We start from the raw sequence: 18,222 nt of genomic DNA on the forward strand, positions 1-18,222 counted from the left end.
GAATGATGTCTGTTGCGTTGCGTTTCACCTTAGGAGCGGCGCGCGTAAGCCTCGCCGTAATGCCGTTCCATCCGCGCCTGAATCAGTTCCAGACAGATCGACATCAGCCAGTAAATGATCGCCGCCGTCGTCAGCATCTCGATGTAGCGATAGCTTGAGCGTCCGTAGGACTGCGCCAGAAACATCACTTCCCAAACGCCCATAACCGAAATCAGCGATGAATCCTTGAGCATCGAAATGAACTGGTTGGTCGTGGGCGGGATGATCGTGCGCATAGCCTGGGGCAGGGTGATGCGCCACAGGATTACCGAGTCGCGCATGCCCAGCGCCAGTGAAGCTTCTCGCTGGCCGTAGGGAACGCCAAGAATCCCGGCGCGAAAAATCTCGCTGAGATAGGCGCCATAGTTCAGCGACAGGGCGATGATCCCGGCGACGATCGCGCCGGGCACGATGCCCAGTTGCGGCAAACCGAGGTAGATCAGCAGGATCTGAATCAGCAGTGGCGTGCCGCGGAAGAACGAGGCGTAGAAACTGGCGATGCCGAACGCCACCGCGCTTTTCGACAGTCGTGCCAATGCGGTAACGAAGCCCAGCAATGACGAAGCGACAATCGAGCACACGCACAGAAACAGGGTCAGCGCCGCGCCTTGTAGAAAGCCATTGGGTGCGAGTTTGAGGCCGACAAGATTGGGCAGTTTGTCGAGGATGATCGAGAACTTCAGGTCGAAGCTCAGGAAGAATCCGGCGAACAGACAGAACATCACCGCCCACGTCAGGTACAGCCGTGTGCGAAAACCGAAGAATCGGCGCAGCGGTGATTCAGCCACTGCTGGTTTTGGAGGTGTCGGGAAAGAAGTCATTGACTGATATCGGCGCCGATCCATTTTTGCGACAGCTTGCTCAGGGTGCCGTCCTGTTTAAGTTGTGCAAAAACTTCGCGCACTTTGGCATCCCATTGCGCGTCGCCCTTTTCGATGGCAACGGAGTTCGGCTCCGAGTACAGCGCCGCGCCGGCCAGTTTGAAGCGCTGGTCTTCGTTCAGGCGTGGTTGCGCGGTGACAAGGTTGGTAAGGATTGCATCCAGGCGCACGCCGGCGCCCAGGCCCAAGTCCTGGAACGCGACGTTGTCGGTATCGTACGGGGCGATCTGCACGTCTTCGAACGGGTACTGCAACTGCGTGTCTTCAGCGCCTTCGATGACCAGATTCTTGTTCAGATAACTTTCATAGCTGGAAGCGCTGGTGAGACCGACTTTCTTGCCGCTCAGATCCTTGGCGCCGTGAATGCGATCGTCCTTGGCGTTGACCACGATCACGGCGGGCGAGGCGTAGTACTCGACCGGGAAGTCGAACACTTCGGCGCGGGCCTTGCTCGGGGTCATCGAGCAGATGCAGATGTCATAACGCCCGCTCCAGCGGCCGGCAGCGATGACGTCCCAGGACGGCGTTTCGAGGCGCAGCTTGACCCCGAGTTTGTCTGCCACGGCTTTGGCGACATCGACGTCGAAGCCGTCGAGCTGATTCTGATCGTTGAGAAACGAGAACGGCGGATAGCTTTCCATCAGCACGCCGACCAGCTCTTTTTTCTGCTCGACACGATCCAGTGTGGTGCCGCCGAAGGCTTGGGTGGAAGCGGCCAGAACTGTCAGGCCCAGGGCCAATAGCGGTTGAAATTTCACAGTCGATCCCTGAACAAAAAAGAGGTTGTTATTAACCGAATGGTGCGTATTAAATAGTTATAAGAACGACTCTGATAGTGAGTTATTTTCATAAGCATATGAGTGAAAAGCATATGGGCGCAGGAAGCACGATTATTCTCGATGGCGGCATGGGCCGTGAGTTGCAACGCGCCGGGGCACCATTCCGCCAGCCGGAGTGGTCGGCGCTGGCGCTCAGCGAAGCACCGCAAGCGGTTGAAGCGGTACATGCCGCGTATATCGCCAGTGGCGCCAATGTGATCACCAGCAACAGTTACGCGGTGGTGCCGTTCCACATCGGCGAAGAACGTTTCGCCGCTGAAGGGCAAGCGCTGGCGGCGTTGGCCGGTGAGCTGGCGCGGCGTGCGGTGGAAGCGTCGGGCAAAGCCGTACAGGTCGCGGGTTCGTTACCGCCGCTGTTCGGTTCGTATCGTCCGGATCTGTTCGAGGCTGGCCGAGTGACAGAGTTGCTGACGCCATTGGTCAATGGCCTGGCCCCCCACGTTGATCTATGGCTGGCGGAAACCCAGAGCTCGATCATCGAGGCGCGCGCGATCCATGCAGGGCTGCCAAAGGACGGCAAGCCGTTCTGGTTGTCGTTTACCTTGAAGGATGAAGACACCGACGAAGTGCCGCGTTTGCGCTCCGGCGAGCCGGTTGCAGAGGCGGCGGCTGCGGCGGCTGAGTTGGGCGTCGAGACGCTGCTGTTCAATTGCAGTCAGCCGGAAGTGATCGGCGCGGCGATTGATGCGGCGCGCGACACCTTCGAACGTCTGGGGGTGAAGATTCACATTGGCGCCTATGCCAACGCGTTTCCGCCACAACCGAAAGAAGCGACGGCCAACGACGGACTCGACCCGTTGCGCGAAGATCTCGATCCGCCGGGTTATCTGCATTGGGCGATTGATTGGCAGCAGCGTGGCGCGAGTCACCTGGGCGGTTGCTGCGGGATCGGACCGGAGCACATTGCGGTGCTTGCGCAGAAACTCGCTTAAGCGAAGATCAAAAGATCGCAGCCTGCGGCAGCTCCTGCATAAGGCAAATGTAGGAGCTGCCGCTGGCTGCGATCTTTTGCTTTTAGAAGTGGGATGGACGTTACATTCCAGCGTGGACGGATGACTCGCTGTTGTAAGCGAGTCGTTATGCTCAGCGGCTTTTACAAAATGATGTCAAACATCCATCCGCATTACTTTGTGTTTGCCCCAAAATAGACCGTGGCATTTCTGCATTTTGTTGCAGATATTTCGGCAGGTCTCGTCAAAAAATGCACTATATTGCATCTTCGGTTTAAAAAACTTCGCCAGAATGCATTTAAATGCAGGTGCAAAGCTCATGTACGACCTGACACTACAGATATTCGCGACTGGGCGATGGCATGACGCGATGGTTCTGAGTTTCGCTGACCCCGAAAAGGGTTTCGAAAGTCGCTGCGATTTCGGTTATCAAACCACCTATCTCGTCGAAAACTTAGACGCGATAGGGTCGCCGTTCTCAAAGGCTGTGAGTGTACGGTTCCCGTTGGACTGGGATAGCCGGCGATCGAGTGTGCCTGCCTTCGTTCATGACATCGTTCCTGCCGGTGCTGCGAAACGTTTTCTTCTTGCTCGCTTAGGGCAGGAAAAACCCGCAGACATCAGCGCCGACCTCTATCTGCTGGGTCGGAGCACGCCAGCTCCCATCGGCAACATGCGAATAAAGGAATCTGCCGAGTCTATGGATGAGCGGGAGCCCATTGGGTTTCAGCGTCAGGACGTAATCCTGCGTGACAATCGTTTTCTCGAGTACGCCTATGAACTCGGTGCAGCCATTGGCGGTGCGACGGGGGCAGGGGGTGAAGCGCCTAAGCTTTTGTTGGCAGAGAACAAGGCCGGTCTCCTGTATCCCGATGCAGTCCTTGAGGATTCAGAGGTCAGTCAGCACTGGTTTGTGAAATTTGCTCGTAACAAAGGCAATCAGACCGATCAGGACATCTTGCGAAGTGAGTTCCACTACTACAGGGCCCTTCAGACATTAGACATCGAAACGGTAGCTTCACAAGGGCTGGCACTGGAAGAGGCGAGTAAACCCAGCTTGTGGATGCAGCGTTTTGATCGTCGGGTAACGGCTCAAGGTGTTGAGCGTTATGCGGTCGAATCGATTTATTCGCTGGCTAATGTGACAACGCCAGGCAGCGCGATGGACCATTTGGGCGTGATTCGTATGCTTGCCAGTCTTTGGTGTGAGGCAGGGCAAGAGGAGCAGATTCCCGATCTGGTTGCGGACTACTTGCGTCGGGATCTGATCAACAAAATTCTCGGTAACTCGGATAACCATGGCCGTAATACCGCGATCATTCGTGGCTTGAGTTCGTTTCGACTTGCGCCGATTTATGATTTGGCGCCCATGGTCATGGACGATGAAGGCGTTACCCGTTCGACTAAATGGCCGAAAGAGTTGGAAAGGGCGGGGGATGTCGATTGGCGAGGAGTTTGTCGTGCATTGGCTGATATTGCTGATCCGGATGACCCCTTGGCTGCTTTGGCCGATGGGCCGGATGCGTTCGAGCGCCTTCGTCAGGACGCACGACGCCTTGCGGCTCTTCCCGATATTTTGACCGAGAGCGGCCTGCCGGACCGAACCATGAACCATCCGGGGATTCACCTGAGAAATCTGGAGCAACGCTTGAAAGAGTGGGACCTGAAATGAGCCTGACCGTCGCCGAGCGCACGCTGCTCATCGAAAACATTCAAGAAGCATTGGCCCAGGGAACGCTTGAGATCGGCGAGGCCGTTCGCCGCCTGCGCGTAGAAGTGACGGGCCTGCATCAGACCCAGTTTGCGAAGATGTGCAAAATCTCGGTTCGAACCCTGGTGCACATCGAGCACGGCGAAGGCAATCAGACGCTGAAGTCGCTGAACGCCGTGTTTCGTCCGTTTGGGATGAAGATGGGCGTTGTGCGGATTCGGCGAGATATCAGTTAAAGATCAACAGATCGCAGCCTGCGGCAGCTCCTACATTTAACCTGTGTAGGGGCTGCCGCAGGCTGCGATCTTTTGCTTTTAAGGGTTTAGCTACGGCACTCGCCCAAGCCTTTCACCTGTCCGGTCGGCGTCTGGTTGGCATCACTCAACCACTGCTCGAACCCCGCCGCAATCGCCGGCCATTCCGAATCCAGAATCGAGTACCACGCCGTATCGCGGTTCTGGCCCTTGACCACCATGTGCTGGCGGAACACACCTTCAAAACTGAAGCCCAGGCGTTCGGCCGCGTATTTGGAGCGGGCGTTGCCGTTGTTGCACTTCCATTCGAGGCGCCGGTAGCCCAGCTCGAAGGAGTGCCGGGCCAGCAGGTAAACCGCCTCGGTGCTTTTCGGCGAACGCTGCATCGGTGCGCCGAAGGTGACGTGGCCGATTTCGATGCGACCCTGGGCCGGGACGATCGACATCAGGCTGAGGATGCCTTGCACCTGGCCGCTGGCGCGGTCGATGACGCTGAAGAAATACGGATCGCTGCTCGCCGCGTGATTGTTCAGCCAGTCATTGAACACGCTGCGCTCGGGGAACGGGCCGTAGGGCAAGTAATCCCAGAGTTTCGGATCGGCGCCCGGACCTTCGAGTGCGGCGAACAGCTCATCGCCGTGACGCGTCGGGTCGAGTCGTTCCAGGCGGATAAAACGGCCTTCGAGCAGCTTGGTCGTAGGGGCAGGGACGCCTTTCCAGTCGGCAAGTGAAGCAGTCATGAGCGTCTCTCCTTAAATGGCTTTGCGAAACTGGATGAAGCCCGGGCGCTCGGCGATGCGCTCGTAGAGCTGGATCGCGGTGGCGTTGCTTTCGTGGGTCAGCCAATGGACTTTGCAGCAACCGTCGGCTTTGGCGGTGGCGTAGACGTGTTCGATCAGTTGGCGACCGACACCCGTGCCGCGGGTGTGCTCCGTGACCAGCAGGTCTTGCAGGTAGCAGGAGTTTTCGATGCTCCAGTTCGAGCGATGGTAGATGTAATGCACCATGCCCACAGCCTTGCCGTCAGCCCACGCCAATGCCGCGTGGGTCGGCTCGCTCGGGTCGAGGAAACGCTGCCAGGTGCTTTGCGTGACGGCGTCCGGCAATTCGGTGTTGTAGAAGCGCAGGTAGGCCTGCCACAGCGGCAACCACGCGGCGTGGTCGTCGGCGCTGACCTGGCGGATCTCGATTTGACTCATGGGCTTTTCCTTCAACGCATCAATTGGGCAAGGGTTTGGTCGTTGATGTCGGAGCTGGCGGCCAGACCTTCGCGCACGCCGGCAATGTCTTCGGCGCTGCGGTTCTGGCTGAGCTTGCGCTTGCCTTCCAGCCGGTCGATGGGAATGGCGAAACCGACGATGGCCTTGAGCATGCCGTCGATGTAATCGGCGGGGGCGTCGTCGACCTTCCACGGTTGTGCGCGGCCTGCTTCATGGCGGTCGGTGAGGGTACTGACGATGTCGAGCAGTCGCCCGCCATCGCTGAAGGTTTCAGCGTGACCGTAGGCGTGCACAGCGACGTAGTTCCAGGTCGGCACGACTTTGCCGTGTTCGGCCTTGCTCGGGTAGAAGCCCGGGCTGACGTAGGCGTCGGGGCCGGCAAAAATCAGCATGGCTTCGGCGCCGTCGCGCAGGTCTTTCCACTGTGGATTGGCCTTGGCCAGATGCCCGTACAGCGTGCCGTACTCACCTTGTTCGCAATGCAGCAGCACCGGTACATGACTGGCCTGCAGACCGTTTTCGCCGTGAGTCACCAGAATGGCGAGGCGGGTGGCGAGGATCAGTTCGTGGAGTTGCGACAACTCGTCGATGGCAAAGGCGCGCGGCGTGTACATGGAGATATTTTCCTTGGCGAATGCCTGCATCGTAGGCAGGCTATTGGTCTGTTGTAAGAGCCATTGATGACCAATTTCATAGGTCCATTGCCATGACCGATTCGTCCACGTTGTCCATGCCCTTCAATCCCGCCGGAATCGAGCTTGACCGCCGTCAGGGCCTGACGCGTCAGCTCTATCAGGCGTTGCGCTTGCGCGTGCTCGACGGCCGTCTGGCCAGCGGTACACGTTTGCCGGCCAGTCGAGATCTGGCGCTGGCCTTGGGTATTTCCCGCAACAGCGTGGTGCGTGCCTACGATCAGTTGTATGCGGAAGGGTTTATCGAAGGAAAGGTCGGCGATGGCACCTACGTCGCTCAATTACCGGAAACCGCGTCTTCCGCCAAAAAACTATCCACAAAAGTATCCACAGGCTTTTCAACAGGCTTACCCACAGCCTTATCCACAAATTGGCTGGATTTACCTGTTGATCCATCCAGCAAAGTTATCCACAGCGATGCATTGAGCCGGGTCAAGAACAACCATTTGGCGCGTCCTCCGAGTGGGCCGCCACGGGCATTTCGAGTGGGCGTTCCGGCTTTTGATCTGTTCCCGTTTGACGTCTGGGCCAAGCTCAACGCGGCTTTCTGGCGAAAACCGGATCTTCAGCAACTGTGCTACGGCGATCCTGCCGGCGATGCGCGCTTGCGCAGCCTGATTGCGGCTTATTTGCGCAGCTCACGCGGTTTGCAGTGCACGGCTGAACAAATTGTGATCACCAGTGGCGCGCAACAAGGCATCAGCCTTTGTGCACAGCTGTTGGTGGAGCCGGGCGACGGCGTTGCCATCGAAAATCCCGGTTACCGCGCGGCAGGTCATGCCTTCGCTGTGGCGGGTGGCCGGTTGCGCGGTATCGCCGTGGATGAAGAGGGCATGGATTGCGCAGCGCTGTCGGCGGCCAGTGATTGTCGCGTGGCGTACGTGACGCCCTCCCATCAATACCCGACAGGCGTGGTGATGAGTCTGGCGCGACGTCTGGAATTGCTCGCCTGGGCCGAACGTAGCCAAGGCTGGATCGTCGAGGACGATTACGATGGCGAGTACCGCTACACCGGCGCACCGTTGGCACCTTTGGCTGCCCTCGATCGCCAGGGACGAGTGTTGTATGTCGGCACTTTCGGCAAAGTCGCCTTCCCGGCGTTGCGCCTTGGTTATCTGGTGCTGCCCCCGGGACTGGTGGAAGCGTTTTCGCAACGCCGGGCGGTGGACGTCCGGCATTCCGAGGTGAGCACGCAAGCGGTGATGGCCGAGTTCATGGCCGCCGGGCATTTCCAGCGGCATATCCGGCGCATGCGCCGGGCCGCACTCAGCCGTCGCAATGCCTTGCTCGACGGTTGGCCGGCGGACATTGCCGGTGTTGGCAAACTGCCCGCAGTGTCAGCAGGACTGCACCTGACCGTGCCCGTGGAGAGCATCGCCCGCGAGCAGCAACTGATTGAACAGGCTGCTCGTGTAGACGTGGAAATCAACGGATTGAGCCATTACTGGCTGCCCGATTCCTCGATCGCTCCAGATCAGCGCGCCGGTCTGGTACTGGGTTTTGCCGCTGTGCCTGAGCCGGCGATCAATGCGGCGCTGATGCGCCTGCGGCAGGCGTGGCAGGTGGGAAAAACAACTCTTCGGCCAATTTAAGCGACATCCCGCTGCGATGAATGGCAATGAGTTCCTGATTGTTCAGGTTGTGCAGTTCGTAGGCACCGCCAAGGTGCCGCTGCTCGAGGGTTTTCATATGGCGCGCCTTTGACGCAGTGACCGGGTCTTTGGCGTTGTCATAGTGAAGGTGCGCGTACCACAACGCTGTACCGGTTCTGGCGTCGCTGACTTCATATTCATCGAGAAAGTCATTGGCCCGCCCCTTGAGCCGACGGCGGAGGCCGATTTTGGCGATTTTCACTTCTCCGATGTTTTTCAACCACTGCACGTGGGCGGCCGTCGGAGGCTGTTGCTTGATCAGGGTAATACGGGTTTTGCGTCCAGTTTTGTCGAGGGCTGTCGCGGCGCTGTCGAGTGCGTCCACCAGCTCGGAGGCCACACGATCTGCCGGCTCGTTGCTGGCGATCAAGGCTTGGTCGATCGCCTCTCTGGCGCTGCGCAAACTCACGGCGTGAATTTGATAAAGGGCTTCAGCCTCCGCCGGTATGCGTTTGGCTCGTTTGACATGGCCTTCGGTTCGTCTGTGGAACGCTGACAGGTCGTCGATCAAGGCTTGTCCGGCTGCAAGGCTGTTGTTCAGATTCGGCCTGGATTTGGTCGGAGACGGTTTCGGTGTGATGCGCTCGACCCACTCCCCGGGTGTTTTTTCGTGAAACGTGGCGATGAGTCTGCCCGAAACTTTTGCTCGCACCTCCACCAGGTCAGTGTCCTGGCCATCGGCACTTTTTCGGACTTCACCGACAAGCGTGCCTTTGTAGCGGGTCTTGATGATTTTTCTGCCGGAACCGGCCCAGGGGCGGGAAGGGCCGGGCTTCGGCCCGAGCAGAATCTGGTCGCGCAACAGGTTTCCCAGGCGGTTTACCGTGGCTTCGCTGAATTCGTTGATCCGCTTGCGCACTTGCGCCAAACGCTCGGGCTGGTAGTGCTTGGGATATTCGATGAGCAGATCGACGAAGCGCTGGTCGATGGCGGCAAATTGTTCGGCCAGATTGCTGGTGGCTTCTATCCGTTCGGCGAGGTTGTCCAGACTTTCATCAGTGCTAAGGTCCATTGAGCTCTGGATATTCAGGGCGGCATCTTCGATCACGTTTTCCAGTGCAACCCTTGCCGCAGTCGCACTGTCTGGCGGACCAGCCTTGAGACACAGTTTCTGCCCCAGGCTGATCTCGAGCATTTTCAGGTCGTTGATTTCATAACCGGGGAGTTTGGTCTGGTAACGACGCTGGGTCTCGACCCCCTCTTTGCCGAGCAGCTTCAGTTCATCGAAACGTGTGTGGGCAAACTCCAGCTTCGCAATGAACTCGGCGGACAGCCCATTCAGCTTTTCAAAGGCTGTGACGTGATCGACCGGTGTCGCCGCTTTGTTCTCGAACAGATTCATCGTCGTGTTCAGGGTACTGGCGTACTCGCCATTGCGTTCGAGAAACCAGGAGTGACACAGAAACATCTGCATGGTCAGCCGGTCGATCATGGCCGTGCGGTAGTTGGGTACCGGCTCCGCCAGATTCAGGGCCTTGAGCTTGTCGATGTGGACCGTGTATTGGCTGAGCTGCGCTTCAATGGTGTCGAGGTACTCCTTGCGTATCGCTTCGACTTTTTCCGGCAGTGCCTCAAGCAACGCAGTATGAAAGTCGGCCAGTGTGTCCTGCTTGGGTTTCATCGTCACATCGAAGGCGCTGATGTCGCTCTTTAACTGAGTCAGCTTCTGTTTTTTTTCCAGGCGTGCTTGCGCGATGCGGCTGCGCAGGGCGCCTCCGCGCAGACGCAGGCGCAAATCGACGACCCACTGCCCGCTCGCTGTGCGGGTCAGCAAGGGCCCTGTACGTGTGGGCACTTGATGTGAATCGATGATTTGCACATCGCCGTTGTCGTTGAATTGCACTTCGAACCAGCGTTTGCCGACGGGCGCGTACCATTTTTCCTGGTGAGCGTAGAGGTGCTGGTGCTGACCCTCGGTGGCCGCTGCGCCGAGCCCTTTGGGTTTTATGGTTTTCAGGCTGTCGAGGAGTGACTCAAGACCGGGACGTGAGCGCCCCAACGCCGCGCTCGCATTGAGCGAGGTGTCATGACCGACTGGCAGTTCGAGGCTGGTAACGTCTTGCATGCGCACGGGTTTAATGGCTTCGGGAACGACTTTTGGCGGCAACTGTTCTGCCGTTTCCGACACGGTGCCGGTCTTGCGCCGCGTTGCCTTGCCGACGGCGGCGCGGTGGGCCAGCACCATACCGAGCGCCAGCAGGATGTCCGCCAATGCCGTCCAGGCGATCTTGCCGCTCTGCTGGTTTTCGCTATCGCTGATCTCTTGCAGGTCGTCCATGATTTGCCAGATCCAGGCGGCGGTACTGACGCCACGGCCCAGAAAAGGCAGGGCGGCGTTGAACAGCATCCAGCCGCCGCGTTTTACCGTGGCCCAGCGCGCTTCGGCGTTGGAGACCGTCTGGCGATCGGCCTGAGTGAGGAGGGCGGCAACGTTGGCCTTGTGCAGCGTCTCGACGATATCGCCGGTGATTTCGCTGGTGTGCAGCTTGACCACCCCGAGCATGTCGATGGCGGCGACGGGATTGACCACGGTCTGAGGAATGACCCATACCGACGGCATCTTGGCCGGGAATACGTACTGGCTGTAATTGAAACGAACGTCATCCGGCAACCAGGCGAGCACCGATTCGCGCAACAGTCGCGAGTGCTTGATCGCATAAAGCAGATTGGTACGACTGGGGTATTGAATCAGCGGTTTTTCGAACAGCGGTCGATAGAGCAGGTAGGGACCTTTGTCGGACTGACGCGGGCCGATGACAAACATGTTGACCACGGTGTCGGCCCTTGAGCTGATGCGGTGGGCATTGAACGCCAGCGGGCTGATGATGATTTCCTGCCCGTCGACCAGGCGACCCTCGGCGCTGTCACCCAAGGCGGCCAGGAGGTAGCGATAACCTTGCTCATCAATGCCGGCCTCGTCACGGATCTTGTGTTGCAGCGCCAGCATCGGCAGTTCGATCGGCAACTGGCGGATATACAGTTTCTGCAGGGCTGCGGCCTGGACGTTATCGTCGACCAGAAGCTTTTTCAGGTACGCCGGATAGGTCTTGCCGATGTTGACGGCGGTGACCAGTTTTTCCACGTAGGCCACGGTGAGCCAGTCCGGCAAAGCGCTGCCATCCCGATAGCGTACGGTCTTGTTGCCCAGCGGCAACCCTTCGAGGTTTTGCAGGGTGAGTTCGCTTAGCGACAACGTCTGGTTGTCGCTATTGAACGGCAAGACAAACGTGCCCCAGACCTCCAGGGCGGTGATGCTGATTTCGATCTCGTCGATTTTTACCTCGCCGGCCTTGGGGTGATCGGTGCGGATCTGTCGGGTCAACGCATCGCGGGTAAAAGTGTCGAGATTGTCGACCTCGCTTTGAAACGACTTACCGGCGTTCTGGTGTTGCACCACAGTCAGGTCCAGCAGGTGCCGGCTGAAGCTGGTCTGATCGGCCGCATTAGCGTTGTCGAGCCAGGGCGGCAGCATCGGCTGGAGACGGTCGACGTGCGGTTTGAGGCGCGGCGCCGGCTCTGAGTGATCGCCGCCCGTGCCGTTTTGCGGGAAGAGGTTGTTGAGGGTCGAGCCTTGAAAGAAGTTGATTTCGCCGAGGGCGTCGGCCTCCAGAGCGATCAGTGTGCAAGCCTGTTGATCGAAAAAGTTGCCGTCCGGCTCGAACAACCGCCAGTGCAGGCCACCGGCGGCGGTGTTCTCCCGATACCGGCGCGGCAGGGCATTGCCCAGCTCCTCCATCGATTCGAAACGCCGAAAACCATTCACCAGCGAATGCGTAATGATCAGCGTGCGCTTCTCGTGGGTGCCGACCAGCACGGCGGTATCGAGAACATGCAGGTGATTACGTTTTTCACCGTCACCCTGATCCAGGTCGATCAGGCACGCGCGTGTTTTGTACTTGTCTGCGGACAGCCGCTGCTGCTTGTCGGGGTGACGGAAAACCGCGTGGGCCATGGCTCGCTGATGCACGTCCCAGTCCAGACTTTCGTCGACATTCCACAGATTGTGCAAAGCATCCGACAGTTGATACCAGCGCGGCTGTGCGAGAGACGTGTGCTGGTTCCAGTAATCAACCTGTTGTTCGCGGTACGCCACGAACAGCAGCGGCGCGAGTTCGTTGAGCAGGCTGGCGAGCGCATCGACCTCCACGGGCAACTGGATCGCTGATTCACTGCCCGGATGCTGGGTCAGAAACTGTTCATCGTCCAGATACGTGACGGTGGTACCGGACAGACCGAGCCGCACCAGCACGTCGGTCAGGGACTCGACCTGATCACCGCCGCGAACGACACGGTCATCTTTGACGATCCAGGTCGGGGTCACGACCATGGCCAGTTGCGGATCGATATCCAGATTCGGGTAAAGGATTTTCAGCTCGGGGCGCAGCGCCTGGGTGGCGACTTCCCGCAACGAGGGACCGGTCACCAGTTGCGTCAGTACATCAACGGCGCTGGGCAAGGAGATTTCGGGCATGGGCAATTCCTGCTCTGACAAGGGCGGCGCGCCAAATGGCGCCGGGTCAGGGCAAGGTAAAAGTCGCGTGCCGGCGGTGTGCGGTACATACAGCTTGCAGGCAAAAAAAGACCCGCAGTTGCGGGTCTCTGGCGGCGGGCTGATTATTGGGCGCTTTCGAAGCCCTCAAGCACGTTCACCGCATTGATGCCGATTTCCTCCACTGCATAACCGCCCTCCATGACAAACAGCGTGGGTTTGCCAAGGGCGGCAATGCGTTTACCCATCGCCAGATAGTCCGGGCTGTCGAGTTTGAATTGCGAGATCGGATCGTCCTTGAATGTGTCGACACCGAGCGACACGACGATGATGTCGGCGCCGTAGCGGTCGATCTCGTTACAAGCCTGATCCAGCGCTGCGCTCCAGACATCCCAGCCCGACCCGGCCGGCAGCGGATAGTTGAAATTGAACCCTTCACCGGCACCTTCGCCGTGCTCATCGTCATAGCCGAGAAAGAACGGGAATTCCGCTTCCGGGTGGCCGTGTATCGAGGTGAACAACACGTCGCTGCGCTCATAGAAAATCGACTGTGTGCCGTTGCCGTGGTGATAGTCGACGTCGAGGATCGCGATCTTTTTGTGGCCCTGATCGAGAAATGCCTGCGCAGCAATGGCAGCGTTGTTGAGGTAGCAATAACCGCCCATCAAATCGCTGGCCGCGTGGTGTCCCGGTGGTCGGCACAAGGCAAAGGCACTGTGCGCGCCATGCTGAATGGCCGCTTGCGCGGTCAGTGCGACCTGCGCTGCACTGTACGCCGCTTGCCAAGTGCCGGCGGTGATCGGCGCGCCGCCGTCGAAGCTGTAGTAACCGAGCTGGCCGTGCAGGCTGGTCGGTTTGATCGCGCGCAAGGTGCGCGCCGGCCAGGTGTAGGGCAGCAGATCGCCGTCGGTATTGAATTCGGTCCAGCGTTGCCACGCCCCTTTGAAAAAGTCGAGGTAGTCGCGGCTGTGGATGCGGGCGATTGGCTCAAGGCCAAAATCCTTCGGCGCTTCGACCGGGCCCAGGTGCTGGTTCTGCACGCGTTGCAGTACATGATCGGCGCGCGACGGCATCTCGAAACACGGTTTGAGCTGGCCATCGATCAATTCGCAGCGGCCATGGTGCAGGTGGTGATCGTCCGAGTAGATCGTCAGCATTTGTTGTTCTCCGCAGGGCTGATTCGGTTGTGCCCAGTGTTGCGGCGCAAAGCGATTCGGAGAACGGCAGGAAAGGCCAAAAGGGGATTGATCTGGCCAAAAACTCTGACCGCAAATCGCCCCATCACAGACCAGGGCGCCCCTCGGTGGGGCGCCATACGGATTCAGGGACGGCTGGCGGTTTTATCCGGCGTGGCTTGATGGCGGTCAAGCGCTTCCAGCCAATCCGGCCGCTCGCGCTGCTCAAGCACCTTGCGCAACTTGCTGTAGGCATCCGCGCTGCAATCATTTCCCAGCGTCGGGTCGGCGCCTTTTTCCAGCATCAGTGTGAACAGCCCGAACATTTGCTGATGGTCGAGTTCCTTGTCGATGTTGCCTCTCGGGGCCTGGCTGGCCAGCAGATAGAGCACCGAATCCAGGCGATCACCCTTGTAGCAACGTCCGGAAGGATAGAGAAAATTCAGCTGCGCGCCGGCGTCGACCAGACGTTTTGCCGCCGGATAGTTGTTGCGGTAAATCGCTTCGTACAGCGCGGTTCGCTGTTCCTCGCTTTCCCGCAAATCGAGGTTTTGCGGGTGCTTGAACAGCCAGTTGAACACCTCTTCATCCTTGGCCGATGCTCGCTGCATCAGCAGGGTCTTGCCGCGTGCATCGGGCTCGTCGATGGCCGCCCCGGCATCGAGCAGGAACTGCGTGCGCTGAGCTTGCTGTGGATCCTTGTCGGTCTTGAGATCCTTGTTGAGTGCCTGTATCACCAGCGGTTCGCTGCCGTTGATGCCGTGGGTTTCGGCGCCACGTTCGAGCAGCAGGCGGGCGATGGCGAAGTTCGGTGCATCCAGTGCGTGCAACAAGGCACTGCGGCCGTCCTCGCCCAAGGTTTTGGCTTGCAGACCGCTGTCGAGCAACTGCCGCACGCGCGGCTCGTCCTGATTGTCGACGGCCTCGATCAATGGCCATTGGGCCTGGCACGCTTGAGGCTCGGCCTGGCTGAGGCCCAACCGTTGCACCACGCGCTCGGGCACGCTCAGGTTGCGTTGCAGGCGCAGGCCGCAATAGATCCGGTAATACTCCAGCGCCATGGCGTATTGGGTGGTGTAGGCGGGCGCTTTTTCATAGCCTCGCCAAGCCTGATCCGCGAGGTTCAAATACACCGGAATGCGTTGCGGGGCGCGACGTGCTACCTCCAGCAGCCATTGCCGGGAACCCTCATCCGGGGTCAGTTGGCTTTTCCAGAACGCAATGTCGTTGAGCTGGCCGATGAATTCTTTCTGGTCAGCACCGATGCGCCGAAAGTCCTGATTCAAAAACAGCTCATCGACTTTCTTCAGCCCCGGGCCTTTGTCGCTGGCCTGGCTCAGTTGCCGATGCAGTTCCCACAGTTGCAGGGCACCGTCGCCGGCAATATAGGGTTTTGGATCGACCTCAATGCTCAGCGGAGCGTCGGGTACTCGGTAGCGCATGGCATCCCGGGCACCTTCGACACCTTTGAGCCAGGTGTCGAGCACTGAGGCCGGGGTGTCCTGCAACGGCTGGAACGACAGCAGGTGATCGTTGCGGATCCGGCCCAGTGCCAGCAACGGCGTGCCAGGTGCGCGCCAATCGATCAGCAGGTAGCGCTTGGTTTCCCAGCCACTGCTTTTGACACAGTCGAACGTCAGCGTATCGACCACGATGCCGGGTGCGATGTCGGTGCGACTGGCCGACGAACCCAGATTCAAGTACTGGAAGTCAGTAATGCAGCTGCGAAATTCGTCGGCGGTGAGCAGCGGGATCGGCCCGAGTTTTTGCGTGCGCTCGCGGTAGTCCTGATCGCGATAGACGTTCAGGTAGAACAGACCGCGAAAGCCACTGAGCAATCCCACCAACGGCGTCGGTGTTTCGGCAGCGGCGGGCATTGGAATGATGGTTCGGGCGTACTCGGGCGTGTCGACCAGCGCTTTGGGCGGCAGCCCCCACCAGTTCAGTTCAATGGCATGGGCAGCCACGGGCAGGTTGATCAGAACAGCGAGAAGGACACGTGGTGCGCAGTAACGAAAAAGGGCCATCGAGCAAAAACACCGGCGACAGAATCAGGCCGCGTAATGTAGTGCAGTCCTCGACGCAGTGCCTGATTTATCTCAAGGCCTGAACTGACTGGGCGCCACGCCACTCCAGCGCACAAAGGCATGGCGAAAACTTGCGGTTTCGCTGAAACCCAGTGTCTCGGCGATGCGGTAGATCGGCAGTTGCTCCTCACACAACATTTGCTTGGCGCGCTCGAAACGCAGTTCATCGAGCAATTCCTGATAGCTGCTGCCCATGTCCTTGAGATGCCGGCGCAAGGTTCGCGGCGAGCACTTCATCTGCTGAGCCAGACCTTCCAGCCCCGGCGCGGCGTTCAATTGCGCGCTGAGCAATTGACGAATCCGTCCCAGCCAGGCCTGACGCCCGGTGAACTCCAGATTCTGTTTGCGGCAACGTTCGGCCATTGCTTGATGGGTGATGCTGTCGGCCAGCGGCAGCGGTTGATCGAGCCAGTGCCGGTCGAAGGCGAAAGCGTTGTCCTTGGCGGCAAAGTGCAACGGGCTGGCGAAGTGTTCGGCGTAGCTGGCGCGATAGTCGGGTGCTGCGTGTTCAAACCGCGTGGCCAGCAATGGCAGCGGATGACCGAGCAAGTCATCGCAAATGACTTTCAGCGAAACGAGGCAGAACTCGGCATTGAACACTGCCATCGCCGGGCTCTCGCGATAGTCGGCGGCGACAAACCAGACACGCTCGCCATCGTCTTCCAGGCTCAGTTCGAAAAGTGTTCCCAGCAGCGCCGGATAACGGATCGCCAGGCGCAAAGCGTCACCGAAGGTGGCACAGGTGAGCAATGCGTAACCGAGGATGCCGTAGCAGGAAACGTGCATGCGCCGGCCCAGTTCCAGGCCGATATCGCGCTTGAGCGCCACCGCGTTGGCACAGACCTGCATCTCCTGATTGGTGGTGATGCGCGTGTCGGCCCGGGCCAGATCCGCCGCACTGATGCCGCTTCCCGTGAGCAAGGCGTCACTGGACAGGCCCTGATCCTTGAAGGTGTTGAGCACCAGAGAAACGGCGTTGAGGGTGGTGAGGTGGGAGTGGAGCATAAGATCTTCCAGCCTTGGGATGACTGGAACGCAGCAAGTTACATGCCGGACGAAACTCCCTTGTAGGAGTGAGCCTGCTCGCGATTACGGTCTGGCAGCCAACATCAATGTTGAATGAAAGATTGCCATCGCGATCAGGCTCACTCCTACAGGGTCGTGTGGTGTGTCAGATCAGTTCGCCACAGAGGTCGAGTTCGATCAGTCGACGGACTTCTTGAGTTTCAAGCCCGGCACCGAGCAATCCATTCAGCTTGCCAAACGCCGCTTCTCGCGTCATGCCGCCACCGGACAACACGCCAACACCACGCAAACGGCTGCCAGCCTCGTAAACATCCAGCTCGACGCCACCTTCATGGCACTGCGTGACCGCCACAACCACCACGCCGTTATCCCGTGCGCGGCCGAGGCTGGCGACGAATGCGGGGTTGTCGCTCGGCCCGGTGCCGCTGCCGTAGCACTCCAGCACCAGACCCTGAATGCCGCTGTCGAGCAGGCCGTCGAGGACCTCGGCGCCGATGCCGGGGAACAGAGGCAGTACGGCGACCTTCGCCAGTTGTTTCGGCTGGTTGTAGTTCAACGACGCTGGAATCGCGGGGGCTTTCACGCCGCCGCCCTGACGCTCCAGACGCTTGAACGGATGGCGACCGAAGCTGCGCACTTTCGCGCAACGAGTCGGCGCCAGCAGCTCGCCGTGGAAGTACAGGTGCACGCCCGGTGCCAGACCCTGGCCCAACGCAACCAGCGCACCACTGAGGTTTTCCCAGGCGTCGCTGTCGGTGACGCCGGCCGGCAACATCGAGCCGGTGAAGCACACGCGAGCCTGCAGGCCGAGCAACTGGAAGCTCATCGCTGCAGCGCTGTAGGCCAGCGTGTCGGTGCCGTGCAGGATCAAAACGCTGTCGCAGCCTTGCACGTCAACGGCGTCGACCACCGCTTCACGCAGTTGCTGCCAGTAGGCCGGGGTCATGTTGGCGCTGTCGATCAACGGCGCCATTTCGCGAAAGCGCCACTGCGGCACGACCAGTTCTGGCTGGCTGTGCAGGTACTCGCGCATCCGCGCTTCGAAACCGGACGCCGGGGCCAGGCCATTGGCGCTGGCCTGCATGCCGATGGTGCCACCGGTGTAGAGCACCATGACGTTTTGGGCGGCGGGGTAAGAATTGGCAATCATCTGAGGTCTCCACAAGAGATGACATTGTAGGAGCGAGCCTGCTCGCGATAGCGGTTC

The 18,222-nt window shown here is 59.4% G+C and carries 14 protein-coding genes; 4 read left to right on the top strand and 10 right to left on the bottom strand.

Annotated elements, in window-relative coordinates; genetic code table 11:
- Positions 1-29 precede the first annotated feature (29 nt).
- Together JFT86_RS06925 and JFT86_RS06930 are read right to left on the bottom strand one after the other, a co-directional pair.
- Positions 30-860 carry an amino acid ABC transporter permease gene (locus tag JFT86_RS06925; protein WP_201236246.1) on the bottom strand — a complete coding sequence of 277 codons (831 nt, stop codon included), beginning with the start codon at positions 858-860 and terminating at the stop codon, positions 30-32.
- Positions 857-1,678, bottom strand: coding sequence for an ABC transporter substrate-binding protein (locus tag JFT86_RS06930; RefSeq protein ID WP_201236247.1), 822 nt, complete (start codon positions 1,676-1,678; stop codon positions 857-859). The genes JFT86_RS06925 and JFT86_RS06930 overlap by 4 nt, the downstream gene beginning before the upstream one ends.
- Before the next feature lie 113 nt (positions 1,679-1,791).
- Between JFT86_RS06930 and JFT86_RS06935 the strand changes: the two genes are divergently transcribed.
- The 3 genes from JFT86_RS06935 to JFT86_RS06945 all read left to right on the top strand — a co-directional run bounded on the left by JFT86_RS06935 (position 1,792) and on the right by JFT86_RS06945 (position 4,656).
- A complete protein-coding gene (locus tag JFT86_RS06935) occupies positions 1,792-2,691 on the top strand; it encodes a homocysteine S-methyltransferase family protein (RefSeq protein WP_201236248.1) in 900 nt (299 codons plus the stop codon).
- Between the two features lie 337 nt (positions 2,692-3,028).
- Positions 3,029-4,381: a HipA domain-containing protein gene (locus tag JFT86_RS06940; protein WP_201231761.1), complete on the top strand. Its 1,353-nt coding sequence runs from the start codon at positions 3,029-3,031 to the stop codon at positions 4,379-4,381.
- Positions 4,378-4,656, top strand: a complete 279-nt coding sequence (locus JFT86_RS06945) for a helix-turn-helix transcriptional regulator (RefSeq protein ID WP_201231760.1) — start codon at positions 4,378-4,380, stop codon at positions 4,654-4,656. The genes JFT86_RS06940 and JFT86_RS06945 overlap by 4 nt, the downstream gene beginning before the upstream one ends.
- A gap of 86 nt (positions 4,657-4,742) precedes the next feature.
- On the opposite strand, the gene JFT86_RS06950 is transcribed toward JFT86_RS06945, so the two are convergent.
- Genes JFT86_RS06950 through JFT86_RS06960 form a run of 3 tightly spaced genes read right to left on the bottom strand, consistent with a single transcriptional unit; the run spans position 4,743 to position 6,508 of the window.
- Entirely contained in the window at positions 4,743-5,414 is a 672-nt protein-coding gene (locus tag JFT86_RS06950; protein WP_201236249.1) for a GNAT family protein, read from the bottom strand.
- Positions 5,415-5,426: 12 nt separating this feature from the next.
- On the bottom strand, positions 5,427-5,873 hold the full coding sequence (locus tag JFT86_RS06955; RefSeq protein ID WP_201236250.1) for a GNAT family N-acetyltransferase: 447 nt from the start codon (positions 5,871-5,873) through the stop codon (positions 5,427-5,429).
- An 11-nt stretch (positions 5,874-5,884) separates the two neighbouring features.
- Positions 5,885-6,508 carry an FMN-binding negative transcriptional regulator gene (locus JFT86_RS06960; protein ID WP_201236251.1) on the bottom strand — a complete coding sequence of 208 codons (624 nt, stop codon included), beginning with the start codon at positions 6,506-6,508 and terminating at the stop codon, positions 5,885-5,887.
- A 92-nt stretch (positions 6,509-6,600) separates the two neighbouring features.
- On the opposite strand from JFT86_RS06960, the gene JFT86_RS06965 reads away from it, so the two are divergent.
- Entirely contained in the window at positions 6,601-8,178 is a 1,578-nt protein-coding gene (locus JFT86_RS06965; protein ID WP_201236252.1) for a PLP-dependent aminotransferase family protein, read from the top strand.
- Here the strand turns inward: JFT86_RS06965 and JFT86_RS06970 are convergent.
- The 5 genes from JFT86_RS06970 to JFT86_RS06990 all read right to left on the bottom strand — a co-directional run bounded on the left by JFT86_RS06970 (position 8,111) and on the right by JFT86_RS06990 (position 18,165).
- Positions 8,111-12,709, bottom strand: coding sequence for a DUF6543 domain-containing protein (locus tag JFT86_RS06970; RefSeq protein WP_201236253.1), 4,599 nt, complete (start codon positions 12,707-12,709; stop codon positions 8,111-8,113). The two genes, JFT86_RS06965 and JFT86_RS06970, sit on opposite strands and share 68 nt — an antisense overlap.
- Before the next feature lie 143 nt (positions 12,710-12,852).
- Positions 12,853-13,884, bottom strand: coding sequence for a histone deacetylase family protein (locus JFT86_RS06975; protein ID WP_201236254.1), 1,032 nt, complete (start codon positions 13,882-13,884; stop codon positions 12,853-12,855).
- 164 nt (positions 13,885-14,048) lie between these two features.
- A complete protein-coding gene (locus JFT86_RS06980) occupies positions 14,049-15,929 on the bottom strand; it encodes an ankyrin repeat domain-containing protein (RefSeq protein WP_201231756.1) in 1,881 nt (626 codons plus the stop codon).
- Positions 15,930-16,001: 72 nt separating this feature from the next.
- Positions 16,002-16,994: an AraC family transcriptional regulator gene (locus tag JFT86_RS06985; protein WP_201236255.1), complete on the bottom strand. Its 993-nt coding sequence runs from the start codon at positions 16,992-16,994 to the stop codon at positions 16,002-16,004.
- Positions 16,995-17,160: 166 nt separating this feature from the next.
- On the bottom strand, positions 17,161-18,165 hold the full coding sequence (locus JFT86_RS06990; RefSeq protein ID WP_201236256.1) for an asparaginase: 1,005 nt from the start codon (positions 18,163-18,165) through the stop codon (positions 17,161-17,163).
- Between the last annotated feature and the right edge of the window lie 57 nt (positions 18,166-18,222).

The organism is Pseudomonas sp. TH06 (assembly GCF_016651305.1).
Taxonomy (GTDB): domain Bacteria; phylum Pseudomonadota; class Gammaproteobacteria; order Pseudomonadales; family Pseudomonadaceae; genus Aquipseudomonas.